This is a genomic window from Roseovarius sp. M141 (assembly GCF_024355225.1).
Taxonomy (GTDB): Bacteria; Pseudomonadota; Alphaproteobacteria; order Rhodobacterales; family Rhodobacteraceae; genus Roseovarius.
Map to the genome: position 1 here is coordinate 487,567 of NZ_VCNH01000008.1, position 15,484 is coordinate 503,050.

15 protein-coding genes are annotated in these 15,484 nt (G+C 64.6%); 13 read left to right on the plus strand and 2 right to left on the minus strand.

Features of this window, described 5'->3' with window-relative positions; translation table 11 throughout:
• From FGD77_RS06480 to FGD77_RS06505, 6 genes are all read left to right on the plus strand, one after another.
• Positions 1-216 (plus strand): phage head-tail joining protein, encoded by a 216-nt coding sequence (locus FGD77_RS06480; protein ID WP_255007587.1) that lies wholly within the window; start codon positions 1-3, stop codon positions 214-216.
• Between the two features lie 3 nt (positions 217-219).
• Entirely contained in the window at positions 220-1,716 is a 1,497-nt protein-coding gene (locus FGD77_RS06485; protein ID WP_255007589.1) for a phage portal protein, read from the plus strand.
• The gene (locus FGD77_RS06490; protein WP_255007591.1) at positions 1,716-3,062 is read left to right on the plus strand and encodes a S49 family peptidase; all 1,347 of its coding nucleotides are present in this window, start codon (positions 1,716-1,718) and stop codon (positions 3,060-3,062) included. Before FGD77_RS06485 ends, FGD77_RS06490 begins: the two co-directional genes overlap by 1 nt.
• A 125-nt stretch (positions 3,063-3,187) precedes the next feature.
• Positions 3,188-3,625: a hypothetical protein gene (locus tag FGD77_RS06495; protein WP_255014118.1), complete on the plus strand. Its 438-nt coding sequence runs from the start codon at positions 3,188-3,190 to the stop codon at positions 3,623-3,625.
• 84 nt (positions 3,626-3,709) lie between these two features.
• Positions 3,710-3,868: a hypothetical protein gene (locus FGD77_RS06500; RefSeq protein WP_255007593.1), complete on the plus strand. Its 159-nt coding sequence runs from the start codon at positions 3,710-3,712 to the stop codon at positions 3,866-3,868.
• 211 nt (positions 3,869-4,079) lie between these two features.
• Positions 4,080-4,967 (plus strand): cation diffusion facilitator family transporter, encoded by an 888-nt coding sequence (locus FGD77_RS06505; RefSeq protein WP_255007596.1) that lies wholly within the window; start codon positions 4,080-4,082, stop codon positions 4,965-4,967.
• A gap of 165 nt (positions 4,968-5,132) precedes the next feature.
• Here FGD77_RS06505 and FGD77_RS06510 read toward each other — a convergent pair whose 3' ends face one another.
• Positions 5,133-5,423 carry a HigA family addiction module antitoxin gene (locus FGD77_RS06510; protein ID WP_255007598.1) on the minus strand — a complete coding sequence of 97 codons (291 nt, stop codon included), beginning with the start codon at positions 5,421-5,423 and terminating at the stop codon, positions 5,133-5,135.
• A gap of 11 nt (positions 5,424-5,434) precedes the next feature.
• Complete coding sequence (locus FGD77_RS06515) at positions 5,435-5,716, minus strand: type II toxin-antitoxin system RelE/ParE family toxin (protein WP_255007600.1); 282 nt, start codon at positions 5,714-5,716, stop codon at positions 5,435-5,437.
• An 86-nt stretch (positions 5,717-5,802) separates the two neighbouring features.
• Here FGD77_RS06515 and FGD77_RS06520 point away from each other — a divergent pair, with 86 nt between their 5' ends.
• From FGD77_RS06520 to FGD77_RS06550, 7 genes are read left to right on the plus strand one after another with little or no spacing between them, the layout of a single operon-like run.
• Positions 5,803-7,977, plus strand: coding sequence for a phage tail tape measure C-terminal domain-containing protein (locus tag FGD77_RS06520; protein ID WP_255007602.1), 2,175 nt, complete (start codon positions 5,803-5,805; stop codon positions 7,975-7,977).
• Positions 7,974-8,600 (plus strand): DUF2460 domain-containing protein, encoded by a 627-nt coding sequence (locus FGD77_RS06525; protein WP_255007604.1) that lies wholly within the window; start codon positions 7,974-7,976, stop codon positions 8,598-8,600. Before FGD77_RS06520 ends, FGD77_RS06525 begins: the two co-directional genes overlap by 4 nt.
• Positions 8,597-9,481: a DUF2163 domain-containing protein gene (locus FGD77_RS06530; protein WP_255007607.1), complete on the plus strand. Its 885-nt coding sequence runs from the start codon at positions 8,597-8,599 to the stop codon at positions 9,479-9,481. The genes FGD77_RS06525 and FGD77_RS06530 overlap by 4 nt, the downstream gene beginning before the upstream one ends.
• Positions 9,478-9,924 (plus strand): NlpC/P60 family protein, encoded by a 447-nt coding sequence (locus FGD77_RS06535; protein ID WP_255007609.1) that lies wholly within the window; start codon positions 9,478-9,480, stop codon positions 9,922-9,924. Before FGD77_RS06530 ends, FGD77_RS06535 begins: the two co-directional genes overlap by 4 nt.
• A gap of 9 nt (positions 9,925-9,933) precedes the next feature.
• Positions 9,934-13,899 (plus strand): glycoside hydrolase TIM-barrel-like domain-containing protein, encoded by a 3,966-nt coding sequence (locus FGD77_RS06540; RefSeq protein ID WP_255007611.1) that lies wholly within the window; start codon positions 9,934-9,936, stop codon positions 13,897-13,899.
• A 10-nt stretch (positions 13,900-13,909) separates the two neighbouring features.
• Positions 13,910-14,986 (plus strand): DUF2793 domain-containing protein, encoded by a 1,077-nt coding sequence (locus FGD77_RS06545; protein WP_255007614.1) that lies wholly within the window; start codon positions 13,910-13,912, stop codon positions 14,984-14,986.
• A 35-nt stretch (positions 14,987-15,021) separates the two neighbouring features.
• Entirely contained in the window at positions 15,022-15,330 is a 309-nt protein-coding gene (locus FGD77_RS06550; RefSeq protein WP_255007616.1) for a hypothetical protein, read from the plus strand.
• Positions 15,331-15,484 lie beyond the last annotated feature (154 nt).

Sequence of the window (15,484 nt, forward strand, 5' to 3'; positions counted from 1 at the left end):
ATGGATCTGGAACGGATGCGCGCGCTTCTGGCCGCGCTGCAGGAGGCACGCTACGCAGGCGTCCGCTCGGTCAGCTATGATGGCAAGACTATCGCCTATGGCTCGGACGCTGAACTGGCGAATGCCATTGCCGATCTCGAAACCCGCATTGCCACGGCCACCTCGGGCACCCCGCGTCGTCGGCGCTGGGGCACCGTCGCCTCAAAAGGCCTGTGACCCATGGCGTTTGAAGCGTTCCGCCAGCGCATCGGCAGCATCATCGGCGGGTTTGACGCGGCGCAGGCCCACCGGCGGTTGCGGGGCTTCCGTGCCTCCCGCGCCCACGTAAACACGCTGATCGCAGCATCTGGTGACACGATCACCGCCCGCGCCCGCTGGCTGGTGCGCAACAATGGCTACGCAGCAAATGCGGTGGAATCCTTCGCCAGCAATGTGGTCGGCGATGGCATTAAACCCTCATCCACCATCGCCGATGCCGCAAAGAAGGAAGAGTTGCAGGCGCTGTGGCTGGCCTGGACCGATGATGCCGACGCCGAAGGGCTGACCGATTTCTACGGGCTGCAGCGCCGCGCCGCGCGCGAGGTGTTCCTATCCGGTGAGGTATTCATCCGGATCCGGCCGCGCCGGGCCGAGGATGGCCTGACCGTGCCACTGCAATTGCAGATGCTGCCTGCGGAAATGCTGCCGCTGGACATGAGCCGCGAGTTGCCCGGCGTTGGCCTGATCCGTCAGGGCATCGAGTTCGATGGCATCGGCCGCCGCGTGGCCTATCACTTCCTGCGCCGCCATCCAGGTGACATGACAGACCCGGGGCTTGCTGGCGAGACGACACGGGTGCCCGCATCCGAAGTGATCCATGTATTGGACCCGGTCGAGGCGGGCCAGTTGCGCGGCGTGTCCCGATTTTCCGCTGCGGTCGTCAAGCTGTTTACGCTGGATCTCTACGATGACGCCGAGTTGGAGCGCAAAAAGATCGCGGCGATGTTCGCGATGTTCATCACCTCGCCCGCGCCGGAAACACCGCTGGAACCGACGGACGAGGATCTGGAGGTCGAGCCCGGCCAGGTGGTGCGGCTGGATCCCGGTGAAGATGTCTCGACGCCTGCCACACCGGACTCGGGCGGCACCTACGAGCCGTTCCAGTACCGGACCCTGCTGCAAATCGCGGCGGCGCTGGGCATCCCCTATGGCTATCTGACCGGCGACACGGCGAAGGGCAACTTCTCCAACACCCGAATATCGCTGGTGGACTTTCGGCGCCGCATCTCGGCCTTCCAGCACAGTGTGATGGTCTATCAGATGGGCCGCGCGGTCTGGACCCGCTGGATGGATGTGGCCGTTCTGTCGGGAGCCATCGATCTGCCCGGTTATGGCGGCCAGCGCCGCCAGTACCAAGCCTGCGCCTGGCTGCCGACCAAATGGGACTGGATCGATCCGATGAAGGACGCCTCGGCGGAAATCCTGCAGATCGAAGCCGGGCTGAAATCCCGCACGCAGGCAATTTCCGAGCGGGGCTATGACGCCGAACAAGTCGACCGCGAGATTGCCGCCGAGCGCAAACGCGAACTGGCGCTGGGCCTCGATTTTCGCCGCCCGGGATCTCCGGCGCAGGGGCCGGGCCATGGGGTCACGAAGGATGACGATCCTGCTTCGAATGATGCCGACGAGATGGACGATAGCGCCGACGGCAAACCCGACCCGAAGGATGACACGTGATGCACCACGCCCAGATCGCCCAGCGGGCCTTCAACACGCCACTGATGGTGGACCCTGCCAAGGCACTGGCCTTCTTGTCAGGGCTGGGTCCGCGCATCACCGGGCAGGACATCACCTTTCAGGGCGTGGAGGCGAATGCCGCTGATCAGACGACCGCCGCCTTGCCTGCCCGCGCCTCGCTGTTCGGCAATGATCTCGCCCAGCGCCAAGAACGCAACGGAGCCCAGCCCTACGCAGTGGTGGACGGCATCGCGGTGATCGAAATTGCCGGAACGCTGGTGCATCGCGGGGCGTGGATCGGGCAATCCTCGGGCCTCACTTCTTATGAAGGCATTGCTGCCCAGATCGACGCGGCATCGGCCAATCCTGCGGTGCATGGCATTGCGCTGGATATCGATAGCTTTGGTGGCGAAGTGGCCGGGGCCTTCGATCTGGCCGACCGCATTCGGGCGGCACGAGCACGTAAGCCGGTGCAGGCCTTTGTCGCTGAACATGCGCTCTCGGCTGGCTACGTTCTGGCCTCCCAGGCCGACCGGATTATCCTGCCGCGCACCGGGGCGGTCGGCAGCATCGGGGTGGTGGCCCTGCACACCGACATGAGCGGCGCGCTGGACCAGAAAGGCATTGCGGTCACGCTGATCCATGCCGGGGTCCACAAGATCGACGCCAATCCCTACCAGCCGCTGCCCGAGACGGTGCACGACCAGATGCAGCGCGAGCTGGAGGTCGTGCGCTTCCTCTTTGCCGAAACCGTTGCCGCTGGTCGCGGGGATCGTCTCGGCCATGCCGCGGCGCTGGCAACAGAGGCTGCCGTGTTCCGCGGCGCTAATGCCATTGCCGCCGGTCTGGCCGACGAGCTCGCTGATCCTGTCACCGCCTTCCGCGCCTTCGCCGCCGCTCCAGGCGGCATCAATCCCACCAGCAGAAAGGGTCCACAGATGAACACCGACTCCACCGACACCCCGAATTCAGATCAGATTGCCGATGCCACGCCGTCCACCGAATTCGTCGCACCGGGCACGCCCGAACCGCCCGTCGCGTTGCCCACGCCCACGTCTGAGGCACTTGCACCCGACGCCCCCGTGATGAGTGCCGACGCCATCCGCGCCGAGGCAGCCGAGGTGGCGCAGGTCTGCGCGCAGGCCGCCCGACTGGGTGTGGACATAGACGCCGCCGACGCTGTTGCGCGCGGGCTGAAACCCGAAGTCCTGCGCGCCCGCGTGCTGGCCGATCTTGCCTCGCGCGGCGATGCGGCGGGCATCATTGCCACTGCCCCGGCTGCCGCTGCCGCCAAAGACAGCCCGATCATCGCCGCCGCAAAGAAGGCCGCCACAGCCTCGCGCTGAACTACCTGCCAAGCCCCCCCCCCAAACATGGAGACTGACCAATGCCCGTCCTGACGGAACCGCCCAGCATGGGCGATGTCCTCAAATATGAGGTCAACCCTTTTGAACGATGTGGAGACCTATTGATGCTGACGCTTGACCTTACGAACCAGCCGCGCTGGCATGATCTCGCACCCGGGGTGCGTGTGCAGCTGCACCCCCTGACCACCGCGTTGATGGTGGCGACCCGTAGCGATGCGGCCGTAGAGGCGATCCCCGAGGACGCGTCCGACGAAGAACGCGCCGTCGCCTTCGCCAAGGCGCTGGCGCGGCGGGCCGTGCTCTCTTGGGAAGGCATTGGGGACGCCGACGACAATCCCATCGAACCCAGCCCGGACGCCATCGACGCGCTGCTCGACATCTGGCCGATCTTCGAAGCCTTCCAATTGACCTACGTCTCGAAGGGCCTGCTGCTGGAACAGGAAAAAAACGTCTCCGCGTCCTCGCCGAGTGGTCCTTCGGCGGGGGCGAGCGCTACTGCCAAGCGTGCGAAGCGACCTGCGAAACCTGCCCGGCGCGGCTGAACCAGCCCACCACCTTTGAAGGCTGGCAGGTCTGGGATTTGGTTGGCCGCCTCGGCGGTCAGCTGCGCGTGCTCCCCCGGCGCGGTGATCGGCTGGGATCTGAACGCGGCGCTCGCGCTCGGCGACGCGCTGGGCATCCCGCCCGTCGCAATGGCCGAACTGCTGCCCCTCATCGAGGCGGTGATGGTGCGCAAGCTGAACGAGGAAATGGTCGCAAATGGCGGTCCGGGTGTCAGCCATTGATCTTCTCGATGCAAAAACTTGCGGGGGCATTGTCTTCTGGGATGTCGACTGTGTGGGCAAAGCTGCCAGTCCACCCAGCGGATTGAGATCGCCCCGAATAAGAAGCCCCCGCTTGGTTTTGTGTATAATTTTCAATCTCAAAATCGACTATTTGTGCCTTTATGCCGACTTGGCTATCTAATGTGAGAAGCGCCAAAGAGGGACTGCCACGATGACCACCATAAAGCTCGCGATTGGCAATATTTTCGTAGGCTTCGCTGTCTTGGGCCTGAAATGCCTCGCATACTGGATGACAGGTTCGGTCGCGCTGTTATCAGACGCGCTTGAAAGTACGGTCAATGTCGCAACTGCGTTTGCTGCCCTCATTGCCATTCATATCGCGGCCAAACCTGCCGATGCCAATCATCCGTATGGCCATCATAAGGCAGAATTTTTCAGTGCGGTCCTTGAAGGTGTGATGATTATCGTGGCCGCGCTTCTGATCTTGCGAGAAGCCTATCAAGGCTTCATGGAGCCAGTCGCGCTTGATGCGCCTATTGAGGGCCTTCTTGTGAATCTCGGGGCTACCGTAATCAATGGTGTTTGGGCCTGGGTTCTGATCTCTCGTGGACGGAAACAAAAATCTCCGGCGTTGGTGGCCGATGGAAAACACCTGTTTACGGATGTTCTGACCTCTGTCGGTGTGGCCATTGGCGTTATTCTCGCCGTTGCGACCGGATGGTGGATCCTTGATCCGGCGCTGGCGGTACTCGTGGCTGGTAACATCCTTTGGTCAGGCTCAAAGATCATAAAAGAATCCTTGAGCGGTCTCATGGATGAGGCTGTGTCTGACAGAACGTTGACCAACATCCGGGAGATTATTGCTGCGGAAGCTGACGGTGCAATGGAGGCCCACGACCTTCGGACACGCCATGCAGGATCGGCAATCTTTATCGATTTTCATCTTGTCGTGCCGGGAGGGACAACGGTGTTCCACGCGCATGAAATTTGTGACCATATCGAGAAGGCCTTGAAGAACGAGTTAGCGGATGCCCGGATCACGATCCATGTCGAACCAGAACACAAATCAAAACAGGCTGGCGTCATAGTTCTTGACTGAAAACGACGCTCTTCACGGCGGTGCCACGCGAGGCTCTTCAGGGCTCAGAACGGCCAAACGCTCTGTTGATGATCGCCCCTCACATCGGGATGCGATCATCAACACATCTTGTAAGTAACTTGGTTTCTGACACGCACATACTTTCTGCTGAACGCGGAAATGGCGTCAGGCGGCCGCGAGGGGCGTGATGTCTGAGACATCGACGGTGTCCCGCGCCCGCGCGAGGTCCCAGGCCCGCTGCAGGTTCATCCAGTATTCCGGTGTCGTACCAAAGAAGGTCGCGAGCCGCATGGCCGTGTCCGCGGTCAGTGCCGTTTCGCCCTTCACCAGCCGTTCTATCCGGGTGCGCGGCACGTGCAGGCGCCTGGCCAACCCGATCGCGCTCAGATCGAGCGGCCCGAGGTAAAGCTCCTTCAGGACCTCGCCCGGATGCGAGGGATTTGTCATCAATGTCATGTCGCGCCCTTTCAATGGTAATCGGTGATCTCGACGTCGGCCGGTCCCTGTTCGGTCCACACGAAGCAGATGCGCCATTGGCCGTTTATGCGCACCGAATGCTGCCCGGCACGGTCGCCCTTGAGCCCCTCGAGGTGGTTTCCCGGCGGAAACCGAAGATCCTCGAGGACTATGGCCGCATCGAGCGCAGACAACATCACCCGCGTCCGCTTGACCAGATCGGCCGGGAAGCCCTTGCCAAACCGGTCCTCGACCGCATTCGCCGCGCGCTTGCCCTTCGTGTTGACGATCATGGGGCATGTGTATCAGGTCGTGATACGTTTTGCAAGGGTGGAACGACCTTGCTCGCACCGCCAATCAACAATCAGGATATGTGACCATGGCCGAGAAACGTGTCAGCGTCCGCCTTGCCGCGGTCGGCGGAAGGCAGGTGCGCGCCGAGCTGGAAGGCGTTGGCGAGGCCGGATCGCGCGGCTTCGGCCGCCTCAGCCGGGAGATGGAGGCGGCGAATGCCCGGATGGCGGCGTTCTCGCGCCGGGTGAAGGTCGCTGCTGCGGCCGCCGTTGTCGCCGCTGCTGCTGCTGGCGTGGCGATGGTTCGATCCGGGCTGCAAACGGTGGACGCGCAGGCGAAGCTGGCGCAATCGCTGAACACGACCGTCGCCTCGATCCAGACGCTGGAGCGGGCGGGCGAGCTGGCGGGGGTCTCCATCTCCGGCATCGAACAGGCGACCAAGGATCTGACCCGCCGTCTCAGCCAGGCGGCCGCCGGGACTGGTCCCGCCGCCGATGCACTTGACCGACTCGGGCTTTCTGCCACCGAGCTGATCACCCTGCCGCTGGACCAGCGTGTTGGCGCGATCAACGCCGCCATCGAGAATTTCGTGCCTGCCGCTGAGCGCGCGGCGGTTGCGGGCCAGCTTTTTGGCGAAGAAGGCTCCATCGCGATGAGCCGGATCGACACCGCGACGCTGCGCCAGGCGACCGAGGATGTTCTGGCTTTCGGTGTCGTCGTGTCCGAGCAGGACGCCGACCAGATCGAACGCACCAACGACGCAATCTCACGCCTCGGCCTGATCTGGCGCGGGCTTTCAAACCAGCTGGCGGTCGCTGCGGCCCCTGCGCTGGAAGCCGTCGCGAATGCCATGGCGGCAATCGCGAGCCGCACCGGGCCGCTGGGCATCGCCATCCGAGGGCTGTTCGATAACATCGGCCGCCTCACCACCTATGCCGTCACCTTTGCGGGTTTCCTCGCCGGGCGCTGGGTGGCGGGGATGGCGGTCGCTGCACTGTCGGTGCGTGGTCTGGCCACCGCGCTTGTCCTGCTGCGGGGTGCTCTGATCCGCACCGGCATCGGGGCGCTGATCGTTGGCGCGGGCGAGTTGGTCTATCAGTTCACGAAACTCGTTGCGGGCGCCGGTGGATTTGGCGCGGCCATGGGGCTGATGGGCGATGTTGCCAAGGCCGTCTGGGACGGCATCAAGGCCACCGCCGGATCCTTCGCGGATGATTTCCGGGCAATGGGCGCGGATATCGAGCGCATCTGGACCCGGCTGATGGCGTTCCTGTCGACCAAATGGGCGGAGTTTCTCGGGAAGATCGGCCCCACCTTCAATGCCGTGGCCGAGGAGATCGGGGTTGATAGCCGGATCGACTGGTTCGGGGCCATGTCCTATGCCTCGATGCTGGAACATGCCGCCAGCAACGCCGGTCACCAGGCTGACCGCTACCGCGAACGCGCTGCCGCAACGCGCGCCGGGGCGTTTGACGGGGTCGGCCCAGCTTTGCAGGCATTAGGTGATGCCATGTCGGGCGGCGACGATACCGGCAGTGATGCGCTGGATGAAGCCACTGCGGCGGCAGAGCGGTTTGAGGCGACGCTTGGAGATGCCGGGCGGGTGGCGACGGATGCGGGAACTGCAGCCGGGGCTGCGGCCGCTGCGGCCGAACCCGATACCGAAGCCGCTGTTTCGAGCTGGCAGGCGGTGACCACGGCGCTCAGCGACTATGCCAGCAAGGCCCGCGATATCGGCGGGGACATTGGCCAGAGCCTCGTCAGCGCCTTCCAGTCGGCGGAGAATGCCGTCGGCGAGTTCGTGAAGACCGGCAAGCTGAAGTTTGGCGATCTGGTGACCTCGCTGATTGCCGATCTTGCCAAACTCGGCGCGCGCAAGTTCATCCTCGGGCCGATCGCCAACGCGCTGGGTGGAGTGCTTGGTGGTGTGGGCGGCGCTGGCGGAATCTTCGCCAACGTCCTGCATGCGGGCGGCATGGTCGGAGCGACTGGACCCTCGCGGCTGGTGTCTGCAATGGCATTTGCGGCCGCACCCCGGATGCATTCCGGTGGTGTCGCAGGGCTGCGGCATGACGAAGTGCCTGCAATCCTGCAACGTGGCGAGCGCGTACTCTCACGTCGCGAGGCACAAAACTATGGCGCTGGCGGCAATGTCAACGTCACCATCATGGCGCGCGATGCCGAAAGCTTCCGACAATCGCGCACGCAAGTCGCAGCGGACATTGCCCGCGCCGTATCGCTCGGGCGGAGGGGCATGTGATGTTCCACGAGGTCCGGTTTCCCGACAATATCAGCCGCGGTGCGCGGGGCGGACCGGAACGCCGCACGCAGATCGTCGAACTGGCCTCCGGCGACGAGGAACGAAACGCCAGCTGGGCCAACTCCCGGCGGCGCTATGACGTCGCCTATGGCATCCGCCGCGCTGATGATCTTGCGGCGGTCGTTGCCTTTTTCGAGGCGCGCAACGGACGGCTGCATGGCTTTCGCTTCAAGGACTGGGGCGACCACAAGTCCTGCCTGCCCTCGGGCACGCCATCGCCGACTGATCAGGGGATCGGGACCGGCGACGGAACGACGACCGCGTTCCAGCTTGTGAAACGCTACGCCTCAGGCGCGCAATCCTGGACGCGCGACATCGCCAAGCCAGTGGTGGGAACTGTGCGGATTGCGCTTGGCGGGGTGGAGCAGCCCTCCGGCTGGTCGGTCGATACGACCACTGGCCTCCTCACCTTCAACACAGCGCCGGTCTCCGGTGTCGTCATGACCGCAGGGTTCGAATTCGACGTGCCGGTCCGCTTCGACAGCGACGCCCTCGATGTGACGCACGACATTGAGCGACTGGGCTCGATCACCTCAATCCCATTGCTGGAACTGCGCCGATGAAAAATATGACCCCTGATCTGCAGGCCCATCTCGACGAGGGCACAACGACGCTGTCCTGGTGCTGGCGGATTTCGCGCGCCGACGGCGTGAGCTTCGGTTTTACCGATCATGACGTGACGCTGAGCTTCGACGGTACCGTTTTCGAGCCGGAGAGCGGGCTCACGGCCTCCGAGGTCCGTTCGGGCTCCGACCTGTCGGTGGATGCGCAGGACGCAGAAGGCGTGCTCACGTCCGACCGGATCACCGAGACCGACATCCTCGACGGCCGCTGGGACAATGCGGAGGTCGAGGTCTGGCGGGTCAACTGGGCCAACACGGGTCAGCGCGTGCTGATGCGGCGCGGGGCCATCGGCCAGATCCGGCGCGGACGGCTGGCCTTCGTGGCCGAGGTGCGCTCGCTCGCCCACGTGCTGGGCCAGACGGTCGGGCGGACGTTTCAGGCGACCTGCGACGCCGCGCTGGGCGATGCGCGCTGCGGCGTCGATCTGGAGGCACCGGCCTTCAAGGGAACCGGGGCCGTCATCGATCTCCTGCGCGACCGCGCCTTCACCGCCTCAGGGCTCGGCGACTTTGCCTCCGGCTGGTTCACATTCGGCACGGTCGAATGGACCAGCGGTGCGAATGCCGGGCGACTGGCTGAAATCATCGCGCATGACGTCACAGACGGCATCGCGGTGCTGACACTGCTCGAAGCGCCGGTGCGGCCCTTCGCCGAGACTGATACGTTCAGCATCCGCGCAGGCTGCGACAAGCGCATGGAGACCTGCGGAACGAAGTTCGCCAATGCCGCCAACTTCCGGGGCTTTCCCCACATCCCCGGCCAGGATGCCGTGCTTCGCTATGCCACCAAGGATGGTGGGCACGAGGGTGGTGTGCTGTGACCAACGTCGTTTCCAGCGCCAACCCCACGCGTGTCATCGCCATCGCGCGATCCTGGCTCGGGACGCCGTATCACGATCAGGCCAGCCTTCGTGGCGTCGGCTGCGATTGCCTCGGGCTTGCGCGGGGCGTCTGGCGCGCAACAGTAGGCTCAGAGCCGTTCCCGATCCCGCCTTATAGTCGAGATTGGGGCGAGACCGGGCCGCGCGAGGTTCTTGCGGATGGCGCACGCCGGATGATGATCGAAGTGGACCCGGCGGCAGTTGCTCCCGGTGTTCTGGTCTTGTTTCGCATGACGCCGCGCGCCATCGCCAAGCATGTCGGGATCCTGACCGGGCCCGATACCTTCATCCACGCCTATGAGCGCCTCGGCGTGATTGAGGAACTGCTCACGCCATCGTGGCGGCGACGTATCGCCTTCGCCTTTCTGTTTCCCCAACGCTGAGACCCCGACATGGCCACACTTGTTCTTGGTGCTGCTGGCGCTGCCATTGGCGGCAGCATCGGCGGCGCGATCCTCGGCGTCAGCGCCGCGACCATCGGCGGCTTCATTGGCTCCACCATCGGCTCGGTTGTCGACAGCTGGATCATCTCCTCGCTCGCGCCGACCCAGCGGATCGAAGGTGCGCGGATGGACAATCTGCGCATCACCTCGGCCACCGAAGGAGCCGTGATACCCCGCCTTTACGGACGGATGCGGATCGGCGGCAACATCATCTGGGCGACGGATTTCCGCGAAGAGACCAAGACCACCACGCAGGGCGGCGGCAAGGGAGGCGGGGGTGGTGGCAAGGTCAAGACGACCGAGTATCTGTACTATGCGAGCTTCGCAGTCGCGCTCTGCGAGGGGCCGATCACCGGCATCGGCCGTGTCTGGGCCGATGGCAAGCCGATGGACTTGTCCGGTGTGACCTGGCGCTGGTACCCCGGTGATGAAACTCAGTCCCCAGATCCGTTCATTTCCGCGAAGATGGGGGCGGCAAACACACCTGCCTATCGTGGCACCGCCTATGTCGTCTTCGAGAATTTGCCGCTGGGGAACTATGGCAATCGCATCCCGCAGATGAGTTTTGAGGTGTTCCGCCCGCTGGCCGATCCCGACACGGCGGAAGGGCTGACCCGCGCGATCACCATGATTCCGGCGTCGGGCGAGTTCGCCTATGCCACGCAGGGCATCCGGAAAGGCAGCAGCGGGTCGCAGACCGCCGATAATCTGAACGCACTGACTGACACCGCAGACGTGGTGGTGGCGCTGGACCGGCTGCAAGCCATGGTTCCAAAGGTCGAAAGCGTCAGTCTGGTGGTGTCCTGGTTTGGCGATGATCTGCGCGCCGGGCATTGCCGGATCCGCCCCAAAGTCGAACTCGCTGCCAAAAACACAACGCCGCTGGTCTGGTCGGTCAACGGTGTGACCCGGGCCTCGGCATCTCTGGTCAGTCGCGACGATCAGGATCGACCAAACTTTGGTGGCACGCCTGCGGACTTCACGGTGGTGCAGGCGATCCGGGAAATGAAAGCCCGAGGGCTGCGCGTCACCTTCTATCCGTTCCTGATGATGGATGTGCCGCAGGACAATACCCTGCCGAACCCGTATTCCGACAACGCGGCCGGGACGGGCCAGCCTGCTTTCCCATGGCGAGGGCGGATCACCTGTTCTCCGGCGGCGGGCTATGTCGGATCGGTGGACAAGACCGCCACGGCGGCCGCGCAGGTCGCGGCGCTTTTTGGCAGCGCCAGCCCGTCAGATTTTGCAATCTCGGACGAAAGCGTCAGTTGGACCGGATCGCCCAGTGACTGGGGCCTGCGCCGTATGGTGCTGCACTACGCCCATCTCTGTGCGGTCGCGGGCGGGGTCGATGCCTTCCTGATCGGCTCGGAAATGCGCGGGCTCACGACGATCCGTTCCGGGGCGAGCACCTATCCCGCGGTGCAGGCGTTGCGCGACCTGGCGGCGGATGTGCGGGCGATTCTCGGGCCTTCGACGAAGATCGGCTATGCGGCCGACTGGTCGGAATACTTCGGCCACCAGCCGGGCGATGGCAGCGGCGACGTGTATTTTCACCTCGATCCGCTCTGGGCCGATCCGGAAATCGATTTCATCGGCATCGACAATTACATGCCGCTGTCAGATTGGCGCGACGGGTTCGAGCACGCGGATGCGGCGCTGGCCCCGGCGATCTACGACCGGACCTATCTGCAATCAAACATCACAGGCGGCGAGGGTTTCGACTGGTTCTATGCCAGCACAGCCGACCGCGCGGCACAGGTCCGCACGCCGATCACCGATGGCGCGGCAGGAAAGCCGTGGGTCTTCCGCGCCAAGGATCTGCGCGCTTGGTGGTCGAACGCACATTACAACCGCCCGGGTGGGGTGGAAAGCAGCACGCCGACGGCTTGGGTGCCACAGTCGAAGCCCATCTGGTTCACTGAACTCGGCTGCCCCGCCATCGACCGGGGCACAAACCAGCCGAACGTGTTCTTCGACCCGAAGTCGTCCGAGAGTGTCACGCCGTATTTCTCACGGGGCTGGCGGGATGACGCGATCCAGCGGGCTTATCTTGAGGCAACCTACCTCTGGTGGGGCGACGCCGCGAACAACCCGATCTCCGGCGTCTATGGCGGTCGGATGGTGCACGTCCCGGAATGCGCTGCCTGGACCTGGGATGCGCGGCCCTATCCATTCTTTCCTGAACTCACCGATGTCTGGACCGATGGGCCGAACTGGCGGCTCGGACATTGGATGACAGGGCGTCTAGGGGCGGTCTCGCTGGCAGCACTTGTCCGTCATCTCTGCCTGCGAGCAGGCATGCCCGAGGCCCGGGTGGATGTTTCCGGCCTCTGGGGTGCGATCGAAGGCTATGCCATCGGTGCGCTGGAAAGCCCGCGCGCTTCGATAACCACGCTGTCGCGCCATTTCGGGTGCGACGCGGTCGAGACCGAGGGCATGATCCGGTTTGTCATGCGCGGCCGCGCCTCCGTCGCCACCCTCGCGCTCGATGATCTCGTGGCCGCCGGTGAAGGCGATGTGCTGGAACTGACGCGTGGTCAGGAGACGGAATTGCCACAGGCCCTGAAATGGCAGGTGGCGCGTGCGGATGAGGATTATGACGCCGCCCTTGTCGAGGCGCGCCGCATCACCGTGGACACCACCCGGATCGCCTCGGAGAGTTTTCCCATGGCGGTGCCGCCAGAGGAGGCCGAGCGCCGCTGTCGCCGCGCACTGATGGAAGCCTGGACCGGGCGGGAGACGGCGGCGTTTCGTCTGCCCCCCTCGTGGCTGGGCCTTGATCCAGCGGATGTCGTGACGCTGGAACATGACGGGCGGCAGATGGACCTGCGGCTCGTTTCCATTGCCGACGCAGAGGCGCGAGGCATCGAGGCGGTGCATCAGGACCGGGCAGCCTACGATATGCCGCCCGGATCGCCACGCCCGTCGTCGCTCCTGAGCCCCGTCGTGTTCGGCGCGCCCGAGGCGGTATTGATGGACTTGCCGCAGCTGACCGAGGACCAGCCTGCGCACCGCCCGCTCATTGCGGCCCATGCGGTTCCCTGGCCAGGGGAGATGGCGGTGTTCCGCAGCCCGTCGACGGACGGGTTCGAGCTGCTGACCACGTTTGGCAGCCGCGCCCGGATCGGCGCGTTGGTTTCGGACTTCTATTCCGGTCCCACATCACGGTTTGATCTCGGCAATGAATTGGTGGTCGATCTGCTTTCCGGCACGCTCGAAAGCGTCACAGATCTCACCTTGTTCGGTGGGGCAAATGCGCTGGCAATCGAGAGTTCGCCTGGCACGTGGGAAATTGTGCAAACAGGCACGGCAGACCTGATTGCGCCGGGCCGCTATCGCCTGACGCGCCTGCTGCGTGGCCAGCGGGGCACGGAATCGGCCATGGCCAATCCGGTGCCCGCAGGCGCGCGGGTCGTGGTGCTGGACGCAAGCCTTGCCTCGCTGCCGATCGCCGAAGCCGATCTCGGGCTGCCGTGGAACTGGCGCATCGGCGCGGCGGCGCGCCCGGTCAGTGACGAGACCTATGTCGCCATTCCATTCACGCCCGAAGGCGCTGGGCTCCGACCATTCTCTGTCGTTCATGTCGAGCAGCCGTGGCGCAGGCCGCGCACGTCCGGTGATCTGACGATCCACTGGACACGGCGGTCCCGCGCGCTTTCGGCCGACAGCTGGGGCGCGGTGGAAGTGCCGCTCGTCGAGGAGATCGAGGCCTATGAGGTCGAGATCGCCGATGGGGCGGCTGTCAAACGCACGCTGACCACCTCGACACCCAGCGTCATCTATACCGGCGCCGACCAAACGGCTGATTGGGGCGCGCTTCTGGGCCCGGGCGACACCCTGACCATCCGCATCGTTCAGCTCTCCGCCCTGATCGGGCGGGGCGCGGCCAAGACCGTCACACTGACATTCTGAAAGGACCACCATGTCCGACGCTACGACCAACCTGGCTCTGCCCTACATCCTGGCGGCGCAGGCCCAGAAGCACGTTACCCACAACGAGGCCCTGCGGCTGCTCGACGGGCTCGTCCAGCTTTCCGTTCTCGACCGGGATCTGACCGCGCCGCCCGGTTCTCCCGCCGATGGTGACCGCCACATCGTCGCCTCGGGTGCCACCGGCGACTGGGCGGGTTGGGATCAGAACGTCGCGCTGTTCACGGATGGGGCTTGGCTGCGCCTGCCGCCACGCACCGGCTGGCGGGCGTGGGTCGAAGACGAGGGCGTGCTGCTTGTCTTCGGCGCCGCGGGCTGGGTAGGCACCACGCCCGCGTCCCTGCAGAACCTCGCGCTGCTGGGCGTGGGCACCACCGCTGACGCCGCCAACCCGTTTTCCGCCAAGCTGAACGCTGCGCTCTGGACGGCAAAAACCGCAGCAGAGGGTGGCTCCGGTGATCTGTTCTACACCATGAACAAGGAGGCGGCAGGCGACGATCTCGGGCTGACCCTGCAGACCGGCTTCGTGACCAAGGCGCTGCTGGGGCTGTTCGGGTCTGACAAATTCCGCCTCGCAGTCTCGCCCGATGGCAGCACCTTCTTCGACGGGCTCATCGTCGACAATACGAGCGGCATTATCGAGCAGCCGCGACTACCCCGTTTCAAGGCCTATACCGACTATGACAACTATGTCGGCGTCGGGACCTGGACGAAGATCGGCCTCAACAATACCGATTACAACGATCAGGGCTGTTTCGACGCCGGGACCAACCTGTTCACCGCGCCCGTCGATGGGACTTACCTGTTCGGCGCAACGCTGCTCTTCAAGGTCAATTCCAGCACCTCGGCCCGGATGCGCGGGCGACTCGTGCTGAGCGGTGCGACCGAAATCCGGGGCTCCTTAGGCGAGAGTTCCGCCACCCATGTTTCACTGGCCACCGCCATCTGGCTCCAGACCATGGTGCCGCTGAGCGCAGGCGATACCGTCGAGCTGCAGGGATATTTCCGCGCGCAGGATGGGTATTTCGCGGCCGAGCACACATCCTTCTGGGGCGCGAAGATCGGCTGAGGGACGCACGAGGATCGATCATCGAGGACATCACCATGACAGAACGTAGCTCCCTCGTGCAGGAGGTTGGCGCGGCCTTGCGCGACCACGGCATCACGGCCGCCATCACCGCGCTGATCGGCGGGACCATCGCCCTGCTGGCCGCCGTCTCGCGCAGGGCGTTCACCAATGACGCCATGCTGTCCCGGTTGGACCGCGAGCTTCTGGCCGAGCGCACCCGTGTCGATCGCCAGCGCGCCGAGGACCGTAAGGGCGACGCCGACCGACTGGAGCGGATCGAGACCGACATCCGTGCCATGCGTGATCTGATGTTCGAAGCGTTTCAGCGCGGCCGCAGCGACTGACCGATATTCCCGCCACGACGCCAACCCAACCGACCCGCCCCAGAGGCGGGGTGAGCCGTGCTCTGCCTGACAGGCAGACGGGAAGGTCCAGTGGACCTTTCCGAGCGACGAACGCACCGAGCCGCCGCGAGGGGCCGGAAACTCATTTCTGGAG

What these genes read in the sequence shown, in the direction of transcription:
- FGD77_RS06495 (WP_255014118.1), top strand. Translation starts at nt 3,188, where the DNA reads ATGCTGACGCTTGACCTTACGAACCAGCCGCGCTGGCATGATCTCGCA.
- FGD77_RS06540 (WP_255007611.1), top strand. Translation starts at nt 9,934, where the DNA reads ATGGCCACACTTGTTCTTGGTGCTGCTGGCGCTGCCATTGGCGGCAGC.
- FGD77_RS06510 (WP_255007598.1), bottom strand. Translation starts at nt 5,423, where the DNA reads ATGACATTGATGACAAATCCCTCGCATCCGGGCGAGGTCCTGAAGGAG.
- FGD77_RS06490 (WP_255007591.1), top strand. Translation starts at nt 1,716, where the DNA reads ATGCACCACGCCCAGATCGCCCAGCGGGCCTTCAACACGCCACTGATG.
- FGD77_RS06530 (WP_255007607.1), top strand. Translation starts at nt 8,597, where the DNA reads ATGAAAAATATGACCCCTGATCTGCAGGCCCATCTCGACGAGGGCACA.
- FGD77_RS06520 (WP_255007602.1), top strand. Translation starts at nt 5,803, where the DNA reads ATGGCCGAGAAACGTGTCAGCGTCCGCCTTGCCGCGGTCGGCGGAAGG.
- FGD77_RS06515 (WP_255007600.1), bottom strand. Translation starts at nt 5,716, where the DNA reads ATGATCGTCAACACGAAGGGCAAGCGCGCGGCGAATGCGGTCGAGGAC.
- FGD77_RS06485 (WP_255007589.1), top strand. Translation starts at nt 220, where the DNA reads ATGGCGTTTGAAGCGTTCCGCCAGCGCATCGGCAGCATCATCGGCGGG.
- FGD77_RS06480 (WP_255007587.1), top strand. Translation starts at nt 1, where the DNA reads ATGGATCTGGAACGGATGCGCGCGCTTCTGGCCGCGCTGCAGGAGGCA.
- FGD77_RS06545 (WP_255007614.1), top strand. Translation starts at nt 13,910, where the DNA reads ATGTCCGACGCTACGACCAACCTGGCTCTGCCCTACATCCTGGCGGCG.
- FGD77_RS06505 (WP_255007596.1), top strand. Translation starts at nt 4,080, where the DNA reads ATGACCACCATAAAGCTCGCGATTGGCAATATTTTCGTAGGCTTCGCT.
- FGD77_RS06550 (WP_255007616.1), top strand. Translation starts at nt 15,022, where the DNA reads ATGACAGAACGTAGCTCCCTCGTGCAGGAGGTTGGCGCGGCCTTGCGC.